The following is a 21,400-nucleotide window of genomic DNA, read 5'->3' as shown; positions in this document are numbered from 1 at the left end:
GCTGCCGCAAGGGCATTTCCGCGCTCCTCCCAAGTCGGGCGGGCGCGCACATCAGGCTCGTTCCTTGGGGGCGTAGCGCACGAGTACGACGTCGTCGATCGCGCGGATCTCCAGCACCTTCATCCGGGCCGTCGAACCACCTGGGTAGTCGGCGTCGCCCAGAAACCGGGCTGCCTCCGGCTGGCCCACGAGCAGTGGGGCGATGGCGAGGTGAACTTCATCGGCCAGGTTCTGCGCCATGAGCTGCGTGTGGATGGTCCCACCGCCTTCCACCATCAGCCGCTCGACTCCACGGCGCCCGAGCTCATCGAGGACCAGGCCCCAGTCGAGTTCGGGACCGACGCTGACGACGTCGGCCAGATCGCCCAGGGTGGCGCGTACCTTCTCTTCTGCACCGTCCACGGTGATGACCAGCTTCTGTCCGCCGAAGTGCCAGAACTTCAGATCGGCGGACAGATCGCCGCTCGCAGTGATGGTGACCTTCAGGGGGAACTCGGGCTTGCCGTCAGCTATGCGCTTCGAGCGCCGCTCGTCGCTATTCACCAAGAGGCGGGGGTTGTCCCGGCGCATGGTGTTCGCGCCGATCAAGATGGCGTCGGACTCCGCGCGGACCTGGTCGACCCGGTCGAAGTCGGCCGCATTGGACAGCCGCAGCCGGTCGGGGGTGGTGTCGTCCAGGTATCCGTCGACCGACATGGCGGCGGAGAGAATGACGTATGGACGCGTGGTCATGACTGCTTGTATCCGTTTCTGTCAGGCTTCGTGGGCGAGGACGAGGTCGAAGTTCTCACGGAAGTCGGCCACCTCGGGCTGGCGTTGCCACGGGACCAGCGCCTCGTCGAGACGGATGAGCTCGCGCATGATCCGACCAGATCCTGTGTCGTTCGCGACCGTCAGGGCCTGGAGGCCGACAGCGGCGGCCTGCTCGGGCGCATCGGCGCCAGCATGGGCGATCGCCGCGCGGGCTAGGTACACGCCCCGGTCCCGGTGGTAGCCCTCCGGTAGAGCATCAATGGCGTTGGTGAAGACTTCCGCGGCCTGGGCGTGCTTCCCCAGCACCTCGAGTCCCTGAGCGCGGTGAACGTCGACATACTGCTCGTTCAACCACACCCCCCACGGGGTTGTGTCGCTGGAGACGCGGTCGAGCGCGTTGCGGACGTCTTCGATCGCGCGCTCGCTGTCGGAGTCTGCGCCTCGAAGGGCGTGACCGTACGACTCGTACGTGCGGGCCACAGCGGCGAGACGGCTACGCGGACGTGCCATGCGCTGCGCCGCCTCGGCCAGATCGACAACGTCGACCAGGTCGCGCTTCTCACCAGCGAGCTGGGCCTTGCGAGCCATGACGTAGGAGGTCAGGTCACCGTCGCCGACGGTGTGGCTCCATTGGAAGGCCCGGTCCAGCCAGAACTCCGCGCTGTCGAAATCGCCCAGGTCCTGATAGAGCCAGCTGGCGAACTCGGCGTACTGGGTCTGGAGCTCCATCAGGGAATCGCGGTCAACGCCCTTGGCTTCGCGGCGTAGATCCTTGATGACGTCGATGTGCTCACGCACGGACTGCACGGCGCTTCGTGGCCCCAGCAGGTTGTCGTTGTCGATCAGCAGTCGACGAGCGCGCCGGAGATACTCGATGGGCGTACCGCTGTACGCAGCTGCAGCCCGTGCCGGCCGGGCCAGCCCCGGCACCGCACCTGAGTCCGCGGCCGCCGGCGTTCCCGTGCCAAGTGCAGCCGCGGCACCGATTCCCACCCCGCCACGCAGCATCGCGCGTCGATTCAGCGCCACGAAAATCACCGATCCATCCGGTAGACGAGCAGGGACATAGGTCCCCTCATGGTCAGACGCTGCCTGCTGGGATGCGGCACTGGCCAGCCCGATCGACGCATTGGATACACGGGGAGCAGAAACGGATACACGACTACGTGCGGATACACCCCCGCCGGCACGCTCCCACAAGTCGACCAGTACGCCGCCGGCGTTGAGCGTCGAGTCGACAAGCGCGACCTCCTTCTGGTGCTTCGGAAACCGTGAGCAGTCCTCCCATTTCTGCAGCTTGCCGTGCGACATCCAGGTCTTTTCCGCCAGCTTGCGCAGGGAGTAGCGCCGGGCGTTCCGAAACTCTCGGAGCGTGTAGGCGAAGCGGTGCTTGGGTGACTGCTCGGGCGTCAACACCTCTGGCCGCTGAGTCACTTGCTGCCCCTTCCATGTCTCCACTTGGCGTATCCGGCGGTTGGATACACGGTCGATCTAGAACTTCCACGCCGATTGGGCTTACAACTTTGCTAACGAGATCAAGTCCGCAGGGGAGGGATGGCCATGCACAACGTGAAGCAGAAGATGTCAGGAGCTATGTCCCTCCTCGATCTTCGCGAGACGCGCAGTCAAGTCGGCGATCTGCTCCTCAAGCCGTCTGAGGGCACGGGCAGTCGAGTCCTCGGCGGACTCGCTGGCCGTCTCTGTGACGAAGGATCCGCGCCCCTGGTGCGAGTAGATCAGTCCGGCTGTCCGCAGCTCCGTCAGCGCTCGCTGAACGGTTCCCGGCGCAACGTCATACGTGTCGGCCAGCTCGCGAGTGCTCGGCAACTTGGTCCCGGCCGTCAGCTGTCCCGAGCGGATCTTGTCGCGCACGTTCTTAACAATTCGCTGGTACGGCTGCACCGCCTCGTCGCTCATGACCGACATCGTAGGCCGACCTCCTCGACATAGCTAGGTTCCATAGCTTCATCAACACACCGCTTGACATAGCACCCACTGTATCAAGTAACTTAGCTATGCCGACAAGGTGGGCTGCTTCGCTCACCGAGTCGCAAGCAAGACCGCAGTAGTCGTCCGCCCTTCGGGGCGGCCGGGGTAGTCCTCAGCTCGCTGAGGGCGCGAGAGCACCATCGAACTCCCCCGGAGCCTGACGGCCGCGACGACTGCGTGCACGTCGCAGCGCTGTGCGCTGTCTGTCCTACGGGACGCCGGCCTCGTGCCGTGTGGCCCGGAGGGCAGAGAGAGCATCGCGACGCGCTCCCTGCCACTCCGTCCCTGAGGAGTCCAGATGTCTTCCACCCTCGAGCGCACCGCCCGCCCCCGACGGAGCCGGACCCGATCCCGCAACATCAACCCTCGCCCGGCGCTCGCCGTCTCCAGTCTCAAGCCCCACCAGTACGACCTGCGTCCGGCCTGCGCGTCGCTGATCTGCCCCGACTGCGAGACGTGGGTGCCGATCACCGGCATCCAGGCGAGGAAGCCCAAGGTCGTGCCGCACGACACCGGCCGGGCGGGCAAGGACGCGGCCGTCCGCTGCCATCTGGGCAGCAACCGCCTGGTCACGGTCGACGTCACGGCCAGGAAGTGGGAGGAGCGCCTGGTGGACGGACACGCGGAGACCGTGCACCGCCGCCGGACCACTGTCCGGCGCAAGCCGAAGGTGCAGTCGGCCCCGGCCGTCGTCCAGATCGCCGCGCAGAAGCAGACCCCGACGAAGGAGTCGGGGGACGGTCGGGCGCCGTTGCGGCGGCGGAAGGATGCCTGGGCGTCGACTGAGGCGGCGGTCCGCGACACCGACACCCGGCGCGCGCAGCTGCCCGACGGTGACACGCCCCTGGGCGCGCCGACGGTGCCGCTCAAGACGCTCCACCCCAAGCGCTCCGAGCGCTGACCAGCCCCGCACGAACGGCCATCTCAAGCCCGTGGCCGCCTCTTCAGCAGCCCTGCGCTGCCCGTCGTACACCGCCCCGCCCTGTGGTGGAGCCGGTGGCCGGCGGAGTGCGCAGGACGCACTCGCGCGACGAGCCCCCAGGAGCGCGTTCCTGGGGGCTCTTTCGCAGGTCACCCTTCGTGAGAGGACGACCCAACTTGCCCAGCATGACACCGGTCCCGCACGAGCGGACTCCCGACCGACCCGCCCCGGCCCGTCCCCACCCGCAGCGCACCGCGCGGCACGACGAGCTTGCCCTCGCCCACCTCGCCCGACCGGATCGGAGCCGCAGCGTGATCCCTGCCGTCATCAGCCTGCCCCGCACCCAGGACGAAGTCGGTCCCCGGGGTCCCGGCGCCATCTACCAGAACGTCGACGGCCGGTTCGAGGTCCTGGCGCTCATCAACAACCCGTCCGAGGCCGCGCAGCTGCTGCGCCGCGACAGCGCGCGGTGGGCGCTCATCGTCCGCGACACCCTGCGCCCCGACGGCCAGCCCTTCGCGGTCGGCTCGGTGTGGACGACCTCGGACTACCTGATCCGCCCGGCCAGGACGACCGCGCCCGCGTTCGCGTGGGCGCCGGCCGCCTGACGATCCGCCACGGTCCCTCTCTCACCCCACCAGAGCGTCGGGGGTGGGAGACGGGCCGTGGCTGGCCGTCCGGCCAGTCACACGGTGACAGCCCCGGAAGGTGAGAGCTCCGGGGCTGTCTGGTCAAAGGACAACGGAGGTCCCGATGACCACGACGATCATGGCACGCCCCCACCTCGGCTTAACAGACGTCGACGCGGCGGGCGCGGACCGCCAGCTCGGGCACCTGCTGACGCGCATGGTGCGCGTGGCCGACGCCCGGGTCAAGCCCGGCCGGCGGGCGCGGCGCACGGTGCAGGAGATGGTGCCCGGCTACGAGCGTCAGCCGGTGCTGACGCTGTTCCGGCCGGTGATGGACAACGACGCGTGCCCGCTGTGCGGGCGCTGGTCCTGCGACCCGAGTAACTGCCCGCCCGCCTCGGCCGCGCCCGCGCCGGCCGTGACGGGCAGCGGCAACCAGTGCTCGAGGTGCGGAGGCTGGTTCGGCGTCACTGCCGCGGCGCCCGCCCCGGCCATCGCCTGGACATGTGACGCGTGCCAGGCCCTCGGGCGTTGATGCCGCACCTCATACAGGCGGCCCGGGCAGCGCAGCAGCGCGCTGCCCGGGCCGCTCTCGCGGTCGGCTCCCACCACCCTCTCGCCCGCGTGCTGCTCGCGGCCGCCGCGATGGCCGCCGCGGCCGCGTGGGAGGCGGGTCACCGCGTCACCGATCTCCATCCGTCCCGCCAGCACCACGGAAGACCCCCACGTGCCTGACAACTTGTTCCAGCGCTATCAGGCGGCCCACCGCGCTCACGAAGCGCACGCCGCCTCCTGCACCGCATGCACGGCCCGCGCCCGCTGCCCCGAGGGCACGCGGCTGTGGGAGTCGTTCGAGCGGCTGCAGGACGTCTACCTGCAGTGCAAGCGGCCCCGCTGAGTACGGCGGCCACGAATACGTCCGACAGGAGACAGACATGGCCCACACCATCCCGTTACGCGCGCCCCTGGACGAATCCGAACTGCCGCCCCCGACGCCGGCCGCCACGGCGAACAGGAGACAGACATGGCCCACACCATCCCGTTACGCGCGCCCCTGGACGAATCCGAACTGCCGCCCCCGACGCCGGCCGCCACGGCGAAGCCCGGCGGCACCACCGCCGGCCAGCCGCGCACCGGAACCTCCGTCGCCCAGCAAGGAGTTGGCATGCTCGGTATCACCGTCACCATCACGGCCGACGAGCACCGGCAGATCTGGGAACGCCTGACACCGCACCTGCCGCGGTACCTGACGAAGGTCGAGAACCACCCCTCGGGCTGGGGTCTGCGCTTCGAATTCGCGCCGTTCACCGGCCGGGAAGAGGAACCGGCCCGGCCCCGCGCCTCCTACGAGGACCCGCGACTGCGCTACGTCCCGGAGTCCGAGGATGCGACCGAACACCGGTTGCGCGAAGCGGCCCGCCACATCCTGGGCGACCTGTACGACGAGGCGCGCAAGGAGTGGAAGGACGCCGCCTACGTCGCCGATCTGCGCCAGGCCGTCCAGGACGCCCCTGACCGCTGGAAGACGTACGAGCGGGAGATGAAGGCGCTGCAGTCGGCCTACGACTACCTGCGCACTCCGCAGGCCGGGCCCGAGTGGCCGGCCGCGATCTCCCGCCTGGTCGACGCGCAGGAGCGCGCCCTGGCCGCCGCCGTCGCGTTCGACGACCGCGCGGTGGACATCGCGCGCGTTCACGACAAGCACCTCTACGCCGACCTGAGCCACGCCGGGGCTCTGGCGAAGGCTGGCTACCCCGAGGGCGCGCACTGGCACATCGGCAGCGCCTTCGGCGGCTACCTCAGCGGCTTCCTCGCGGAAGAGGTCGGCCGCCTCATCAAGCAGCAGGAAGACCACATCACCAAGGTCGCCCGCCTGGCCGGCACTGCCCGCAGCTGACCCATCACCGCAACTCATCAGAAGGGAACCAAGGCGTGAACAAGATCAAGAGCTGGAAGGCTAAGGCCTCCCCACGCGGGACGGTGCTCAGCATCCTGGGCGTCGTCACCCTGGGCGTCGCCATCCTGTCGGTGGCGGTGAGCTACCACATCCTCGAACCGCAGTTCGGAGGGTGGGCCGTGCCCACCGTCGCCGCTCTGGATGCCCTCTGGGTCGTCTTCCAGGCGACGGAGATCCTGGCCCGCAACAACCGGTCCCGCGCGCAGCGCGTCCAGGCCGCCGGGCTGGCGCTCACCGTCATCAACGCGGCCATCCCCACGGCCGACCTGATCCTGGCCCAGCCCAGGACGTTCGACCTGGCCATGGTCCTCACCCCGATCGCCATCGTGGCGACCAAGACCGCGTGGTGGATCGCCCTGCCCTCGCTCGGCCGGCGAGTGTCGGACGAGACCCGGCAGAACATCGCCGACAAGCGGCAGGACGTGGCGGACCGGCTCGAGGAGATGGAGGCCGACGCCGCCCACCGGATCGAGCTGCTGGAGCTCGCCACCTCGCTCGAGGAGCGCGTCGCCAAGGCCGAGACGAAGTACCGCAAGTCGGTCCTGGCCACGCAGCAGACCATGACCGAGGACCTGCACAAGCAGGCCGAGGCCACGCAGAAGACGGTCACGGAGAAGGTGCTGCCCGCCTCCGTGGCGGCGATCCGGCTGCCGGAACTCGGCACCTGGTCGCCGAACGCGCCCGCGCTGCCCGTCACGGCCAACCGTGACGGCTCGGACTCCGATCGCCGGGCGCTGACCGCCGGGCGTGACGCCTCCGGCACGGACGCTGAGGGCCGTCACGCAGGTCAGGGCGATTTCACGAGCGGCCGTGACGGTGAGCGTCACGGCGGGCGTGACGCGGGCCGTGACGCCGTCACGCTCGACGACCTCGCGGTCGTCGCGGGCGTGGCGACCCCGCAGCCTGGTGAGCAGCTGACCGACCAGCAGCTGGGCGTTGTGCTGCGGCACCTGCGCTACCGCGACGACCCGCCGATGTCCTACCGCCAGGCCGGCGCCGCCTTCCGCGACGCCAAGTTCGTCGGCTCCGAGGAGCGCGTGCGCCGCGCCTGGGGTGCGCTGCTGTCGAACGAGCAGAGCGACACGGCGGAGGAAACCGAATCGGCCGACGACGACGAAGACGCGGACGCCTGAGAAGGAAGGGGCCGTCCGCCCCGTTTGTCCGGCACCACCAGTGAGGGCCAGCCCGTCAGCGCGGGCTGGCCCTTGCTGCGACTGCCGGAAGCGATACCCGCAGTCGACCAGTGCAGACCCGGCGAGTGACTCGGCGAGCGGACCTCCGTGTTCGCAGACCCAGGGAGCAGACCCGGCGAGCGCTGGAGCAAAACTCCCTAGAAATCGAAAATGTGTGCGGCTAGGGTCGCCCACCCGTTCAAGATCGCCAGTGAAGGAGAGGGGTGTGGGAAAGAAGAAACAGCAGGTCAGCGAGGACATGGCCGGGCAGGCGGCAGGGGCCATCGGCGTCCTCGCCATAGCCTTCGGCGCCCTCGCGGCCATCAAGGACAAGCTGGGCCTGTCCTGGATGGCCACCGTCCTGCTCACCGCGGGAGCGCTGGTCGCGCTGGGCTATCTGGCCTGGCGGATCCGCACAGGCGTCATGCAGCGCTGGGCGCGCGAAGCCCGGCCTGCGACGGCGCTGAAGCAGGAAGCGCCCGCGGCCGGACTGGAAGAGCTTCAGACGGACGCTGAGCCCGTTGCCGCACACCCTGAGCTCACCGCGGCGCTGCGCACGGCGAGCGTCATCGGCGACAACCAGGTGATCCGGGCCGACGAGGTCACGATCAGCTCGGTGCAGACCGGCGATGTCTACGACTTCCTGGTCCCCAAGGGCCGCACGTACGAAGACGTCGAGAAGCGCCTGGGCACCGTGGCGGGCATGTTCGGGGTCACCCGCCTGCACCTGACGCTGGAGCGCAGCCGCGACAACGAACGCCGCGTCAAGCTCCTCAAGCTGCACGAGCCCCCGTTCACCCGGCCGTTCCCGGCCCCGACCCGGCGGGAGATCGAGTCGTTCGCCGGAGTACCGCTCGGTCACGACGTCACCGGCCAGCTCGCCGGCGTGCCCACGTTCGACAAGGCATCGCTGCTGGTCGCCGGAATGACACAGATGGGCAAGACCACGCTGGTCAACGGGCTCATCACCTGCCTGCTGATCGCGTACGGCGATTTCGAACTGTATTTGCTCGACGGGAAGTTCTGCGGGCTGACCAGGTTCGAGCCGATCGCCACCCGATACGAATCGTCCGACGATCCGGCCGTGTTCTGGGAAATGGTCCGGGAACTGGACGCCCGCTCAGACGACCGATACAGGAAGATCACGGAGGCTATTCGAACCCGGCAGCCGGTCCCGAAATTCAAGCCAGTCATCTTCATCGTGGACGAGGCGGCCGACTTCTTCGCGCCCGGCGCCACGAACGAAGAGAAAGACCAGGCCAAGCAGATCGCGGAAGATACGCGATCCCTCGTCTCCAAGTCCCTGGAATCTGGCATCTCCACGGTGCTCATGACGCAGCGCCCCTCCACGAATGCGATTCCCGTCAAGGTGCGAGACCAGTTCCTCTACCGGATGTGCCTCTACGTGGCATCTGCGGGTACCGCCAAGGTGGCTCTCGGCGACACCTACTTCGAGACGGTCGCGCCGATCAACCCGGCGCTTCTCGACGCTGAGATCAAGGGGCAGTCGGTTCTCTTCGCCAATGGGCGCTCCACACTCATCCGGGGATTCAACTTCACTGATGAGTTCATCTGGGGTGTGGTAGACGAAAAGGCCGCCAAGCAAGTGGAAGCGCTTCCGGAAAAAACTCCGCTCAGGCAGGCCATCGAACTGATGCAAAGCAAGGGCGTGGACTTCATGACCACACCCGACATTGCTCCCGCCCTCGGAATTCTGGAAGACGACCCGGCGAAGCGCGGAAAGAAGCTCAACGAGCTCCTGGGCGGACCTCCCACCTACAAGAACTCACAGGGCCGCGGCTACCGCCTGGACGACCTGATCGCCTTCGCCAGGAGGGCCGATTCGTGACCGTCACCGCCACCGCCACACCACCGCCATCGCACCGCCATCCCGGCGGGCCCATGGCGGTGGTGTGGCGGTCCAGGACGGTCATATGGCGGTGCCATGGCGGACCACCATGGCGGATCTGACCTGCACAAACATCCATCAACCCAGGAAGGGAGGGAGGAAGCCCGTTGCGTGCCTCAGCAGCCGTCACAGTCGGGATAGGAGCCACCGCGGCCGTCGCCGTGGGCAGCCTGCTCACCGCCGCCGGCGACAGCCCGGCCGGGGCGGCAGGGGCGGCGCTCAGCTTGGCCGTTCCCGCGAACTACCAGAGCCTGATCGAGGACGCGGGAAACCGCTGCCCCGAGGTCAGCCCGAATCTACTCGCCGCGCTCATCACACAGGAGTCCGGATTCAACCCGAAAGCGCAGTCCCCGGTCGGCGCGCAGGGAATCGGCCAGTTCATGCCATCCACGTGGGAAACCCACGGAATCGACGGCAACGGCGACGGGAAGCGCGACGTATGGGATCCCGAAGACGCGATCCCGTCGTCAGCCAAGTACCTCTGCACGATCGCCAAGGACGTCCAAGACGTACCCGGCGACAAACAGAGCAACATGCTGGCCGCCTACAACGCGGGAAGCGGAGCCGTCCGCAAATACGGAGGCATCCCGCCCTACAAGGAAACACAGAACTACGTCCGCTCCATCACCTCCCTCGCCAAACACAACCCCGGCGGCGGAGGGAAGAACGCGACGGCGGACCAGGGCGTCACAGCCGTCAACGCGGCACAGAAGATGCTCGGCAAGCCGTATTCCTGGGGCGGAGGAAACGCAAGCGGCCCCAGCACGGGAATCTGCTGCACCCCCAAGGGGCGATCCGGTGAATCCATCACCGGTTTCGACTGCTCGGGACTCACCCTCTACGCCTACGCGAAAGCCGGTATCAGCCTGCCCCGCACCGCAGCATCCCAATACGCCGCTTCGGAGCCCGTCAAACGCGAACAGGCGAAACCCGGGGACCTCGTCTTCTACGGCCCCAGCGCCTCCAAGATTCACCACGTCGGAATCTACGTCGGCGGCGGATACATGATCGACGCCCCCCGGCCCGACACCAAGGTCCGCTTCTCGCCCCTGAATTCCATGAGCGACCTGTTCGGCTTCGCACGCCCCGCCTCCCCCAACAACAAGGAGATCTGACATGCGCAACTTCACCACCCTTGCCAAGCCCGTCGACATGTCCGGCGGCTTCAAGGACTTCTTCGACACCATCGGCCTCACCGGCGGCGGCCTCGTCACCAAGGGCATCGCCGCCGTGATCGCCGTGATCGCCGTCCGCATGATGATGCAGACGTCCAGCGACCCCAAGGGCGCCCTGCGCAAGGGCTCGCTGGCCGTCGGCACCCTGTTCGTCGCCGTCATCCTCGCCCTCTACGGCGACACGCTCTTCTCCACCGTCACCGAAGCCAAGGGCTGACCATGGCAGAGAAGAACAACTGCCGCCTGTTGGAACAGCCAGCGCGGGATGTCTGCGAGCAGGACACCGGCGGCGGAGGCAGTGGTGGAGGCGCTGGCGGTGGAGTCACCGACGGCGCCACCAGCCGCGTGGAGGACCTCGCCAACATCCTGATCAAGAAGATCAACGGGCTGATCGCGCCGAGAGACGCGTGGGCGCCGGACAAGGCCGACAGCGGGCTGTACGAGCCGTTCCTGTGGCTCGGTCAGCACCTGGCCGTCGCGATCTTCGTGTGCGTGGTCGTCGTGTGCGCCCTGACCGCATGGCAGGGCGCACCGCGCCTGAAGCAGATGGGCGCCTCCACCGGATGGGCCCTCGTGGCCGTCGCCTGCATGGCGTCGGTCCCGGGTGTCGTCATGCTGCTGAACAAGGCCGTGAGCGCTGCGTTCACGGCCGCGTTCGACAGCGACGAGTCGACCCTGTTCGGCGCGATCAGCGAGGACATGCAACGCGGAGCGGACTCAGGCAACCCGTTGGCGGTCCTGCTGATCCTCTCCGCGCTGGTCGTGGCTCTGGCTTTCGCGGCGCTGGTGTTCATGACGCGTCAGCTCGGGATCCTCGTGTTCGTGTGCATGGCGCCTCTGGTGCTGGCCTCACTGGCACGGGGCGGTGACATTACGGCGGTCAAGGCCTGGGCGATGCGGCTGCTGGGGCTGATGTTCGCTCCCTTCGCGCTGCTACTCCTCTCGCCGTTCGTCAAGTTGGCGCAGGGCTCGCTCGTGGTGGACACGGTCCTGCTGGTCGCCGCAGACGCACTGATGCTGCGGATGATCTTCCACGGTGTGCCCTACTTCGGGCCCAAGGTGGCCAGCGCCGCCCGGGCTCTGGTCGAGCGCAACACGGAGATCCCCCTTGCACGAGCGGCCGTTCGGGCCGGTGCGCCGACCGTCTACGAGCAGGAGAACGCCCCGCGGGCCCCGCGCACGGTGGATACGCCGGGCCGAGCCATGTCCCAGGACCGCAGTGTCCTGTTCGCCGCCTATGGCCTCAAGCCGCACCAGCGGTCGGGACGGCTGACGACCGCGTCGGCCGTTGCCAGTGCCACGCGGGAGGAGACCGACCGGGCGTCCCGAGGCGCCCAGATCCGCCAGGCCCGTCAGCAGGCGCGGGCCGCCGCCCCCACGCCGACACCCGCCAACCCCACGCCGACACCGGTCAACCCCGCGCCTGTTCGCAACCCCCGGCCGGCACCCGCCCGGCCGGACAACACCTAGTAGGAGGTAACCGTGTACTCCCTGACCCCCGGCTATCGCGTCCCCGCCCTCCAGCGCGGGCTCAGCCCCATGGAAACCCTGCTGACGAAAGCGAACGCCGGGGTCGGGGGCGCCGTCCTCATGTCGGCGATGATCAGCCCGCCGCCCGTCTGGACCTTCGGCGCGGTCGGCGCGGCCGCCGCGCTGCTCAACCTCGCGCCCGGCCCGCGCTCGATCGCCCGCTGGGCGACGGTCGGCTACCGGCACCTGCGCGAGCACGCCGTGCCGGCCTCCGCGCTCGCCCCGTCCGGGGCGAGCGCGACCTGGGCGCTATACCCCGAGCACGGCACCATGCAGGACCCGCAGCGCCGGGCCGCCTTCCACGCCGCGTTCAGCCGCGCCCTGGCGTTCGCCGGCGGGCAGGCCCGCATCGCGGGCGTCCAGGTCCACGTCACCCATCACGCCAGCGTCGGCGACTACACCACCCACACCCAGACCATCTCCGTCCACGTGCCCAAGGGGCTCGTGGGCCACCCCGACCGGCTCCTCGACACCCTGGCAAGCGAGTTCGCCTCCCTCGGTGCCCTGGTCCCGGTCAAGCCGGACCCGGTGCCGGCCGTGGCCGACCGCAGCCCGGGCTGGGCCGCTCTGGACGACGGCCGCTACGCGGCGACCGCGCGGATCACGTCCTGGCCCGAGGAGACCGGCGGCGACCTGATGCCCAAGCTGCTGCTCGGCCAGGAATCCGACAGGTCGTTCGCCGTGCTGTACCGGCCGCTGCCGGCGGCCCAGTCCCGCCGGTCGGCGAAGTGGCAGAAGGCCGCATCGGAGGCCTTCACCGCGGACAAGGTCAAGCAGGACGCCCACGAGCACGCCAGCGGCACCACGCACGGCGCGCTCGTCCAGGGCGCGACCCTCGTCGACGTCGACGCCTACCTCACGGTGTGGGGCGACAGCCCCGAGGCCGTCACGGACGCCCGCTGGCAGGCCTCCCTCACCGCCGACCGGCACCGCGTTCACCTCGACTGGCTCGCCGGCCAGCAGCACCGCGCTCACGTGATGACCACCCCGCACGGAGCCTCCACCCAGAAGGGGGTGATCCTGTGATTCGCCTTCCCTCCACCCACGCCGCGATCACGGCGCCGCTGGTCGCCTCCAGCACGGCCTTCCCCGGCATCCCGATCGGCCGGTCGCTGCTGGACGGGCGTCCATTCCACCTCTCCCCCGTCCTGACCGACGGCCGGGTGCTCCCGTCGACGAACTCCCTGGCCCTGGGCGGACTCGGCTCCGGCAAGAGCACCACGGCCAAGGCGAGCATCCGCCGCGAAATCCTCCAGCACCAGCACCAGGCCGTCGTCATCGACTCCTTCGGCGAGGACGGCGCCGGAGAGTGGGCGGCGCTCACACGGTCCCTGGGCGGCCGGGTCATCAAGGCCGGCAACTTCACGCTCAACCCCTGCTCGGACCTCTTTCCGTCCGAGGTCCGCGAGCAGCTGGTCCGGTCGCTGGTCGCCGCTGTCGAGCCCGGCGCGCTCACCCACCAGGCCGCCCACGCCCTCCAGCACGCCCTGACCCACCCCAAGGCGACGTCGCTGAACGGGCTGGTCGACGCCCTGGTCCGTCCTCAGGACGGCCGGTGGCCGGCCGCGAAGCTCACGGAGTGGGGCGAGGGCGCCGCGATCGCTCTGTCCCGCTACACCGAGGGCTCGCTCCAAGGCCTCTTCGACGGCCAGGACGCCAGCCTGCCGGAGACGGACCTGCCGATCCTGAGCTTCGACTTCACCGGCCTGGACCGCAACTCCCCCGCGATCCCGTCCTTGATGGCGGCCGTCTCGTGCTGGGCGGAGCACGTCTGGCTGCCGCAGTCGAGCGCCGTGCACCGGCACCTGGTCCTCGAGGAGGCCTGGCAGATCCTGCTGTCCCTGGCCACGAGCGAATTGATGCAGCGACTGCTGAAGAACAGCCGCAAGGACGGGCTGTCGGTGAAGGCCGTGATGCACACGCTGTCAGACCTGGGCGAAGGCAAAGCCCTGGACCTGGCGCGGCTGTGCGAGATCGCCCACGTCGGCCGCCTCGGCCCGGAGGAAGCGGCCAGCGTCGGGGCGCTGCTCGGGCTGCCCGCATGGGCCATCGAGCAGATCCCGACGCTGGACCCGGGCCAGGCCGTGTGGAAGGTCGGCCCGGACTACGTCGACATCATCCAGACCGTCCTGGACGAGGAGGAGCTCGCGCTCACGGACACCTCGTCGCGGCGCCGTAAGGCACAGCAGGCCCTGGCCGTCGAACAGGAGCCTGCCGCTACCGCGACGGAACCCGGCGAGGGCAGCGACGAAGCACAGAGTGAGAACCTGGCGCCGGTGCCAGTCGAGCAGGACACCGAAGGTGCTTCCGGGCAGGGGGATTGGGACTGGGAACTGCCTCCGAACGTCGTGGACACCAGGCACGTCGACATCCCCCGGCACGAGAGCGTCCTCCAGGCCGCGCTGGATGGCCGGTGCGACGAAGCCGCTCAGCTGGCCGCCGTCCACGAGCGCGAGGACATCAGCGCTCACGGGCTCTACTCCCCCCAGGCACTGGCCTGGCTGGAGACCCGGGCCCAAGTAGCCGACCTCCGCGGAGAGCCCGGACAGGCGGCGCAGTTGCGCGCTACCGTCGCCCGCATGGGGAAAGGCGAATGGTTCGAGAAGACCGACGACCGCACGACACCGCAGTGGCACCGCGGGCCCGAGCCGTCGACCCCCGCGCCGCCTGTCACAGACGCACCACCTACGCCGAAGCGTCGGCGCTGGCCCTACATCGCCGCTATCGCCGCCCTGGCCATCACCATCGCGGCGGTGTATCAGACCGCAGAGAACGACAAGGAGCGCCAGGAGCGGCAGGAGAAGGCTGAGGCGTACAAGGGGCGGTCCGGGGCGAAGCTGCGCATGGACGGCGTCAAGGCAGACCTGGTTGCGCAGTGGAACAGCGACCGGGACCGCGTCATCGTGGAACTCCGCACGTTCTTCGACCGCAACGCGCGATACCTGCGGATCGACTCCGACGGGAAGAGCGCCTATGCCACCCGTGGCGACGACCGTTGGGTTGCCAAGGCCCCTGAGGTTGCGCTGCCGGTCACGGACCCTCTCGCCGATGTGACGGTCCGTGTCGCGGTGGGGGGAAAGACCTGGAAGGAAGGCTCCCGCGCCGACTTCCGGACTGTCCGCCTCTCCCCCACCGGCGTCGCGTACGACGCAGAGACCGGCGAGGAACTCCCCTCCGATCTCTCGTTCAGTCACTGACCCGTTCTGCAGTAGAGCTGGGGGCCCGCACCCCACCACGGGGTGTGGGCCCTCAACGTGTAAAGCCACCTCCGGGCGCTCCGCCTGGTCCTCGCACAGCACGTGCTCCGGCACGGGCCGCGAGGACCGGACAGGCCGTCCGGCCACTCATGCACGATCAGCCCCGTCCACGCGCCCCGCTGACCACGCTGGTCGGCGGGGCGTAGTGCTGTCCACTCGCCGCGTGAAGGAGATCGCTCGTGCTCGTTCCCCACCCACGTCGCCGGATCGGCCGGCCGCGCCCCAACCACCCCGGCCCCCGCTACCCGCAGCGCCCGGTCCGGCTGCCCAGCGCATGGAGGGCGTGATGGACCGCCCGGACGATGACGACCTGGTCGACGTCGACCTCTACGACGACGGCACCTTCCCCGAGTTCGGCTACAACCAGGCCGTCGGCGCCGTGGCTGTGCGCGCCGCAGTAGGTGGGAGGGGACCCGTGCCGCCGGAAGGGCTCGCCACCCGCCGCCAGTTACGGGCGATGGGCCTGAGCCCTGGCGGCCACGGTCCCGTCGCCCGGCTCACGTGGCGGGGTGGGAACCGGTGGGCGTGGCTGTACCGCGTCGACCTGGCGGTTCCCAAACGGACCCCGACCCTGGCCCAGGAGATGGCCCTGGACCGGGCGATGGCCGCCCGGAGTACCTGCCCGCTCTGTCGGCGCCGGTACCACCACTGCCTTCCGCTGCGGACCCTGAGCTCCTGCCTGGAGTGCCACGACGGCACCCCCGCCGATCCCACCTCCTACATTGCCCCGCCCGAGCATGGCCTGGCGGCCTGATCGCGAAAGGACCCCCGGCATGTCGGTACCGACCACGCCGTCCAGCGCAGACCAGATCACCCCGACCACGAGCAAGAACCTGGACGATGCCTGCCAGGACGTCGAGGCGAAGATCGGCCGGACCGACAACAAGGCCTCGCTGCTTCTGGCGTTCAATGGCGCGGTCCTCGCGGGACTGGCCGGTATCGCCGACAAGGACTTACCGGCGGCCGCCCAACTTGTGGGCGGTGCCGCCGTCCTGAGCTTCGGGGCCTCGGCCGTGCTGCTGCTCCTGGTCGTGCGCCCCAACCTCGGAGGCCGTGGCCGTGTCGTGCGCGAGGGCTTCCCCTGCTGGGCGCAGCTGAGCGAGGAAGGCCTGATCCACGCGATGCGGCAGGACACCCGGGCCATCCGCGTCCAGGCGCTGTCTCTCATCGCTGTCGCCAAGTTCGAGCGTCTGGCCCGCGCGGTCGACCTCATCCTCGCCGCTCTCGCCCTGCTCCTGGTCGCCGCCGTCCTCGCGGCCATCGGATAGCCCGAAGCCTGAACACCCCGGCGATGGCCGGGCTCAGGCCCTCACACAACAGGAGGCGCACCCCATGCGCCGGCAAGCCCCGGGGTGCGCTTCCCTCATTCCGCCCTGACGGGCGGCAACGGAGATTCCAGCATGCCTGCAACCGCCGTCTTACGGCAGCCCTCACGCACCCTGGTCATCACCGCGACCGCCGTGCCCCTCGCCCTGGCCGTCCTCGTCGACGACGTCCGGGTCCGCCGCCAGCTGCACGTCGCCCGACGCGATCCGCTCTCCGGCCTGCGCGGCCGCGCCGACCTCCTCGCCTACGGCGACCGGCTGCTGCGCACCGGCCGCGGCGGCCGTGTGTACGTGATGCTGCTGGACGGCAACGGCTTCAAGGCCGTCAATGACACGTACGGCCACGGCGCCGGCGACGCCGTCATCGCTACCACCGGCCGCCGCCTGGCCGCCTGGACCACGCGACGGCGGGCCTTGGCCGCCCGGCTCGGAGGCGACGAGTTCGCCGTCGCCGCCGTGCTGCCCGACCGGTCCGCGCTCGCCGACATCACCGCCCTGCGCGAGCAGCTGCACCAGCCCCTCACCCACGACGGCCGCACCCTGCAGATGACCGTGTCCCTGGGCATCGCCCGCGCCGCCGACCTGCCCGGCGAGGACACCGGCCGCCTCCTGCGCGCCGCCGACACCGCCATGTACAAGGTCAAGACCGGTGATGCGGCCTTCCCGTACCTGGCCACCCGCGCCGACGCCTACGCCGAAGCCGTCAACGGCCGCCGCGCCGGCCGCCCCGGCACCCACCTCCCCGCCGCGTAACACCCACCCGGACCACACCAGGGCCCAGGACACCCGCACCACAGCGGTCGTCCCGGGCCCCTTACATGCCCTCAACGCTGAGACGGAAGGCCCTGATGAAGCTGACCATCGACAACGAGACGCTGGCTGAGGCCGCGCAGTGGGCACAGCGCGCCATCCCCGGCAACCCCCCGACGCCGGTCCTGGCCGGCATGCTGATCGACGCGGCCGACGGGCAGCTGACCCTGACCGGCTACGACTACTACCGCTCCGCCCGCGCCACCGAGAACTGCGACGTCGCCGAGCCGGGCCGGGCGCTGGTGCCCGGCCGGGTCCTGACCGACCTGGTGCGCGCCTTCCCCAAGACCAAGCCCACCACGCTGGCCCTGGAAGGCACCGACCTGTCCCTGACCTGCGGCACCACACACATCACACTCCCGACCCTGCCGCTGGAGGACTACCCGTCCCTACCCACCATCCCCGCCGCCAGCGGCACCATCGACGGCACCGCCCTCGCCGAAGCCGGCACCCGCGTCGCCGCCGCGGCCTGCACCGACGAAACCCTCCCCGTCCTCACCGGAGTGGAGATCACCCTCACCGACCACCAGCTGGTCCTCTCCGCCACCGACCGCTACGCCTTCCACGTCGCCCACGTGCCGTGGAAGCTCGGCTCGAAGACCAAGGGCAAAGGCAAGGACAAGCCGCTCACCGACGGCAAGGTCGTCGTCCCGGCCGACGTCGTCCGCGACGCCGCCCGCATCCTGGCCGACACCGACCACGCCTCCCTCACCCTCACCACCAGCCAGTTCGTCGTCAGCGTCCCCGGCCGCGTGGCCACCGGCAGCATCATCGACGGCGCACTCCCCGACCACACCGCCCTGTTCCCCACCGAGTTCGAGGCGGTCGCCACCACCAGCACCGAGGCCCTCGCCACCGCCATCCGGCACATCACACCCCTGCTCGGCAAAGCCGACCCCATGCTCCTCGACATCGCCGACGGGCACATCACCGTGCGCGCCGGCACCGACGACAACGGCCGCGGACGCGACCAGGTCGACGCCGTCCTCGAGCACGGCGCCCCGCTGAGCATCGCCTTCAACCCGCACCTGCTGCTCAAGACCCTCCAGCAGATCGACGGACCCGTGGTCCAGATGAACCTCACCACCCCCACCAAGCCCGTCCTCCTGTACGCCCCCGTCCAGGCAGACACCTTCCGCGGCCTCATCATGCCGATCCGCCTCCACAACGGGACCACCCAGCCCAACCCGTAAGCGCCACCCCGGCCTGCGGGGCGGCCACTGACACCGCCCCGGCCGCCCCCGCTGCCCCACAACGAGAGGACAACCCGCAGCTCATGACCACCATCGGCCCGCAGACGGTCCCGGCCTGTACCCAACCGATGACGCCGACGTACGAGACACACCAGCGCCGCGCCATCGAGCCGAACGGCACCAGCCACGCGGCCCGATACGCAGGCGACCGCGCCCACTTCACCCTGGCCTGCGCCACATACCCGATGCCCGCCATCGAGCGCCTAGTCCACGACGGAGCCGTCCATCCGGTGTCCTGCTCCGGATGCCGGACCGCACTGGCTGTCGTCATCACCTGCCCGTCCTGCCAGACTCCCGGAGCCGAGGAGTTCGCCCTCCCGATCCCTGGCACCGACGACTGCGCGGACTGCGCTCGCTGCAAGACGTGCGGGAACTCCTGAGCCCTGGACCCGGGCGCGGACGCCTCCTGCACTCAGTGCGGCGGTTCCGGCAACACCGGGCGAGGCACCATCTACGACCCGAAATGCGCCTGCGGAACGCAGAGCAGCCTCTGCCCCGAAGACGCTCGGGAACGAGAACCGCGCACAGGCTGACCACTACGAAGGCCCGTACCCCCTGCGACCACTAGAACGGAAGCGGTCGCAGGGGGTACGGGCCTTTTCGCTTTTCAGGACTGGCTGGGAGTCAGGCGGACCGGTCCGGCTGCGTCATCTCCTGCATCAGAGCCCGGTACTCGTCGGGATGCTCATCCCGCAGTATCCCCAGCAGAAGGCGGGCACTTGAGGCGAAGACCGCCGTATCCATCTTCGCGTGCAGGTGATTCACGACGTAGAAGGCATCGTCGTACGGCAGCTGACGCGGCTGACTGTTGGGCTCATGACCTGGCTGGTCGTGCCGAGGGCTGGGGACCGGCGACGAACCATCGGCAGAGGGAGATGATGCTTCGGGCTCGCCATCTGTGTTTACCGCGGTAAACACAGAACCAGGCGCGGCCGCAGGCGACTCTGGGGCTGCCGTCGCTGCCGAACCAGGGCTTACCGCGGTAAACGAAGGAGCGTCCGAACCCTGCTGCGACGAAGCTCTGGCCCGCCGAGGCGCTGGCGCGGGTGCGGCCTTAGCGCGTAGCTGAGCTGCCGCCTTCTTCGCGAGGCGACGCCGGTCCAGTTCGTCTTGCCAGGCGGCCGCCTGCGCCTGGTGGGGCAGACCGGCGATGTCCCGGGCCACCCGGACGGGCATCTCCGTAGAGCTCACCAAGTCCTGCAGCTGCGGGGTCAGCTTGAGGAGCTTGCGCTGCTGGCTGACCCAGCCCCCCGTCTTGCCGTAGTAGGCAGCTACCTGCTCGGCTCCGCCGAGCTCGGTGACCATGGTCTCGATGGCGATCGCTCGTTCGATCGGGTCCAGGTCCTTGCGGTCGTTGTTCTCCGACTGGACAGCATCAAGGAAGTCGGCCCTGGACTTCGCGAGGTCCTCACGGTGAACCACCTCGATGGTCGCCAGCCCGATGAGCTTGGACGCGCGGTACCGACGCTCACCATTGGCGATGACGTAGGTGGCGGCTCCTACTCGCTCAGCTTCATCAGGCCACAGCTTCAGGTAGGCCGATCGCGAGACGACGACCGCAGGCTGAAGCTGCTCCTTCCTCAGCTTCTCCCCGAACTCTCGTAGCTCGTCCTCGGTGCCAAAGTTGCGGCGCGGGTTGAAGCGGGTGCAGTGCAACTTGTTCAGCGGCAGCGACAAGAGGACTGCGTCGCTCAGGCCGGGTACGTCTTCGACCTTGGCGCCGGCGAGGGAAGCGAGGCTGGTGCGGCGGCCCATCAGCGACCACCCCCGCCGTAGCCGAGTTCAATGGCGAGTCGGTAGAAGTCCTCACGCGCCTTGTAGGAAGGGCGATTCTCCTCGTACTGAGTGACGACCCTGCCTTCGACGGAAGCCCGGGTGTGGACCTTGTAGCGCCTTATCACCGACTCCAGCGTCGGCCATCCCTGCGCGGCAATGTAGTCGCGCGTCTCGTCGAGATCGGCCTTGCCGTCACGGGGGTCCCAGTTGTTGACGAGGACCCGGTATGGCAGCCCCGACGGCTCGATGACCTTGGCGATCGTACGGGCGGTCGGATCGAAGGCGAGCGGTTCCGGCGGCATGGGGACGATGACTTCATGAGCGTACTTCAGGGCCTCAAGCAGGAGGTTCTCATCCTGGAGGCTGCCGGGGGTATCGATGAAGACGTACTGAAGCTGGCCGGAGCCCTTCAGGACGTCGGCAACGACCGCGCCGAGGTTGAGGGTGACCGTGGTCTTGCCGACGCCACCCTTCTGGTTGGCGATGACGACGACCTTGGCGCCGGTGTCCTTGAGGATCGCCAGGTTCTCCGGAGTCTCATGCTCCTGGGAGAAGTCGAAGGGGAGGTTGGTGATCCGGTTCGCCCACCAGACCGTGGAGGCCTGGGGGTCGATTGACACGACATAAACAGCTGCTTGCATGTGATGCTCCGTGTGCTTCCCGTACTTTCCGGTACTGCGGGCGTGGAGCATCATTCCAGATCCTCACCGCGATGCCTCAGGCGACGTCGGCAAGTCGGCGATTGCGGCTCCTGGTTTACCGCGGTAAACCAACACGAGTGCGTCCACGGCTCAAAAAATCCCCACGGTGCGCCCGTGACCTGGCGGCGCCTCGCCCCGATGGTCGGCCCCGCACCCGGGCGCTTCCACGTCGTCAACTGGCTGACCGACCCGACGGACAGCGAGAGCTGATCTGGCGACGGGCACACCACGGGCCCCGGGGA

The 21,400-nt window shown here is 69.2% G+C and carries 23 protein-coding genes; 18 read left to right on the top strand and 5 right to left on the bottom strand.

Features of this window, described 5'->3' with window-relative positions; translation table 11 throughout:
* Nucleotides 1-51: 51 nt before the first annotated feature.
* The 3 genes from ACFT4A_RS34260 to ACFT4A_RS34250 all read right to left on the bottom strand — a co-directional run bounded on the left by ACFT4A_RS34260 (nucleotide 52) and on the right by ACFT4A_RS34250 (nucleotide 2,670).
* Entirely contained in the window at nucleotides 52-732 is a 681-nt protein-coding gene (locus ACFT4A_RS34260; protein ID WP_382838170.1) for a RibD family protein, read from the bottom strand.
* A gap of 21 nt (nucleotides 733-753) precedes the next feature.
* Nucleotides 754-2,187 carry a DNA-binding protein gene (locus ACFT4A_RS34255; protein WP_382838167.1) on the bottom strand — a complete coding sequence of 478 codons (1,434 nt, stop codon included), beginning with the start codon at nucleotides 2,185-2,187 and terminating at the stop codon, nucleotides 754-756.
* A 150-nt stretch (nucleotides 2,188-2,337) separates the two neighbouring features.
* Entirely contained in the window at nucleotides 2,338-2,670 is a 333-nt protein-coding gene (locus ACFT4A_RS34250) for a GntR family transcriptional regulator (protein WP_382838164.1), read from the bottom strand.
* A gap of 370 nt (nucleotides 2,671-3,040) precedes the next feature.
* Between ACFT4A_RS34250 and ACFT4A_RS34245 the strand changes: the two genes are divergently transcribed.
* The 18 genes from ACFT4A_RS34245 (at nucleotide 3,041) to ACFT4A_RS34160 (ending at nucleotide 19,061) form a co-directional block, all read left to right on the top strand.
* Nucleotides 3,041-3,643 (top strand): hypothetical protein, encoded by a 603-nt coding sequence (locus ACFT4A_RS34245; protein WP_382838162.1) that lies wholly within the window; start codon nucleotides 3,041-3,043, stop codon nucleotides 3,641-3,643.
* A gap of 206 nt (nucleotides 3,644-3,849) precedes the next feature.
* Nucleotides 3,850-4,272 (top strand): hypothetical protein, encoded by a 423-nt coding sequence (locus tag ACFT4A_RS34240; protein ID WP_382838159.1) that lies wholly within the window; start codon nucleotides 3,850-3,852, stop codon nucleotides 4,270-4,272.
* A 145-nt stretch (nucleotides 4,273-4,417) separates the two neighbouring features.
* Nucleotides 4,418-4,828, top strand: coding sequence for a hypothetical protein (locus tag ACFT4A_RS34235; RefSeq protein WP_382838156.1), 411 nt, complete (start codon nucleotides 4,418-4,420; stop codon nucleotides 4,826-4,828).
* The gene (locus ACFT4A_RS34230) at nucleotides 4,828-5,028 is read left to right on the top strand and encodes a hypothetical protein (RefSeq protein ID WP_382838153.1); all 201 of its coding nucleotides are present in this window, start codon (nucleotides 4,828-4,830) and stop codon (nucleotides 5,026-5,028) included. The genes ACFT4A_RS34235 and ACFT4A_RS34230 overlap by 1 nt, the downstream gene beginning before the upstream one ends.
* Nucleotides 5,021-5,191 (top strand): hypothetical protein, encoded by a 171-nt coding sequence (locus tag ACFT4A_RS34225; protein ID WP_382838150.1) that lies wholly within the window; start codon nucleotides 5,021-5,023, stop codon nucleotides 5,189-5,191. The genes ACFT4A_RS34230 and ACFT4A_RS34225 overlap by 8 nt, the downstream gene beginning before the upstream one ends.
* Nucleotides 5,192-5,317: 126 nt before the next feature.
* Entirely contained in the window at nucleotides 5,318-6,190 is an 873-nt protein-coding gene (locus ACFT4A_RS34220; RefSeq protein ID WP_382838147.1) for a hypothetical protein, read from the top strand.
* 35 nt (nucleotides 6,191-6,225) lie between these two features.
* Complete coding sequence (locus ACFT4A_RS34215; protein WP_382838145.1) at nucleotides 6,226-7,383, top strand: hypothetical protein; 1,158 nt, start codon at nucleotides 6,226-6,228, stop codon at nucleotides 7,381-7,383.
* Between the two features lie 265 nt (nucleotides 7,384-7,648).
* Entirely contained in the window at nucleotides 7,649-9,271 is a 1,623-nt protein-coding gene (locus ACFT4A_RS34210) for an FtsK/SpoIIIE domain-containing protein (RefSeq protein WP_382838142.1), read from the top strand.
* 221 nt (nucleotides 9,272-9,492) lie between these two features.
* Nucleotides 9,493-10,446 carry an NlpC/P60 family protein gene (locus ACFT4A_RS34205; protein ID WP_382838139.1) on the top strand — a complete coding sequence of 318 codons (954 nt, stop codon included), beginning with the start codon at nucleotides 9,493-9,495 and terminating at the stop codon, nucleotides 10,444-10,446.
* 1 nt (nucleotide 10,447) lies between these two features.
* Complete coding sequence (locus ACFT4A_RS34200) at nucleotides 10,448-10,723, top strand: hypothetical protein (protein WP_382838136.1); 276 nt, start codon at nucleotides 10,448-10,450, stop codon at nucleotides 10,721-10,723.
* A gap of 2 nt (nucleotides 10,724-10,725) precedes the next feature.
* Nucleotides 10,726-11,976, top strand: coding sequence for a hypothetical protein (locus ACFT4A_RS34195; RefSeq protein ID WP_382838134.1), 1,251 nt, complete (start codon nucleotides 10,726-10,728; stop codon nucleotides 11,974-11,976).
* 12 nt (nucleotides 11,977-11,988) lie between these two features.
* Nucleotides 11,989-13,062 carry a hypothetical protein gene (locus tag ACFT4A_RS34190; protein ID WP_382838131.1) on the top strand — a complete coding sequence of 358 codons (1,074 nt, stop codon included), beginning with the start codon at nucleotides 11,989-11,991 and terminating at the stop codon, nucleotides 13,060-13,062.
* Nucleotides 13,059-15,233 carry a hypothetical protein gene (locus tag ACFT4A_RS34185; protein WP_382838129.1) on the top strand — a complete coding sequence of 725 codons (2,175 nt, stop codon included), beginning with the start codon at nucleotides 13,059-13,061 and terminating at the stop codon, nucleotides 15,231-15,233. Before ACFT4A_RS34190 ends, ACFT4A_RS34185 begins: the two co-directional genes overlap by 4 nt.
* 346 nt (nucleotides 15,234-15,579) lie before the next feature.
* Entirely contained in the window at nucleotides 15,580-16,047 is a 468-nt protein-coding gene (locus ACFT4A_RS34180; RefSeq protein ID WP_382838126.1) for an RRQRL motif-containing zinc-binding protein, read from the top strand.
* 19 nt (nucleotides 16,048-16,066) lie between these two features.
* Nucleotides 16,067-16,561, top strand: coding sequence for a Pycsar system effector family protein (locus ACFT4A_RS34175; protein ID WP_382838124.1), 495 nt, complete (start codon nucleotides 16,067-16,069; stop codon nucleotides 16,559-16,561).
* A 132-nt stretch (nucleotides 16,562-16,693) separates the two neighbouring features.
* On the top strand, nucleotides 16,694-17,371 hold the full coding sequence (locus ACFT4A_RS34170) for a GGDEF domain-containing protein (RefSeq protein WP_382838121.1): 678 nt from the start codon (nucleotides 16,694-16,696) through the stop codon (nucleotides 17,369-17,371).
* 95 nt (nucleotides 17,372-17,466) lie between these two features.
* The gene (dnaN, locus tag ACFT4A_RS34165; protein WP_382838118.1) at nucleotides 17,467-18,621 is read left to right on the top strand and encodes a DNA polymerase III subunit beta; all 1,155 of its coding nucleotides are present in this window, start codon (nucleotides 17,467-17,469) and stop codon (nucleotides 18,619-18,621) included.
* An 83-nt stretch (nucleotides 18,622-18,704) separates the two neighbouring features.
* Nucleotides 18,705-19,061 carry a hypothetical protein gene (locus ACFT4A_RS34160; protein ID WP_382838115.1) on the top strand — a complete coding sequence of 119 codons (357 nt, stop codon included), beginning with the start codon at nucleotides 18,705-18,707 and terminating at the stop codon, nucleotides 19,059-19,061.
* Nucleotides 19,062-19,305: 244 nt separating this feature from the next.
* Here the strand turns inward: ACFT4A_RS34160 and ACFT4A_RS34155 are convergent, their stop codons facing one another.
* Nucleotides 19,306-20,436 (bottom strand): ParB/RepB/Spo0J family partition protein, encoded by a 1,131-nt coding sequence (locus ACFT4A_RS34155; RefSeq protein ID WP_382838112.1) that lies wholly within the window; start codon nucleotides 20,434-20,436, stop codon nucleotides 19,306-19,308.
* Nucleotides 20,436-21,152: a ParA family protein gene (locus tag ACFT4A_RS34150; protein ID WP_382838109.1), complete on the bottom strand. Its 717-nt coding sequence runs from the start codon at nucleotides 21,150-21,152 to the stop codon at nucleotides 20,436-20,438. The genes ACFT4A_RS34155 and ACFT4A_RS34150 overlap by 1 nt, the downstream gene beginning before the upstream one ends.
* Nucleotides 21,153-21,400 lie beyond the last annotated feature (248 nt).

The sequence above is a fragment of the Streptomyces sp. NPDC057099 genome, from assembly GCF_042671245.1.
Taxonomy (GTDB): domain Bacteria; phylum Actinomycetota; class Actinomycetes; order Streptomycetales; family Streptomycetaceae; genus Streptomyces; species Streptomyces purpurascens.
The sequence above is the reverse complement of the archived record's forward strand: the minus strand, read 5'-3'. Positions and strand labels throughout refer to the sequence as shown.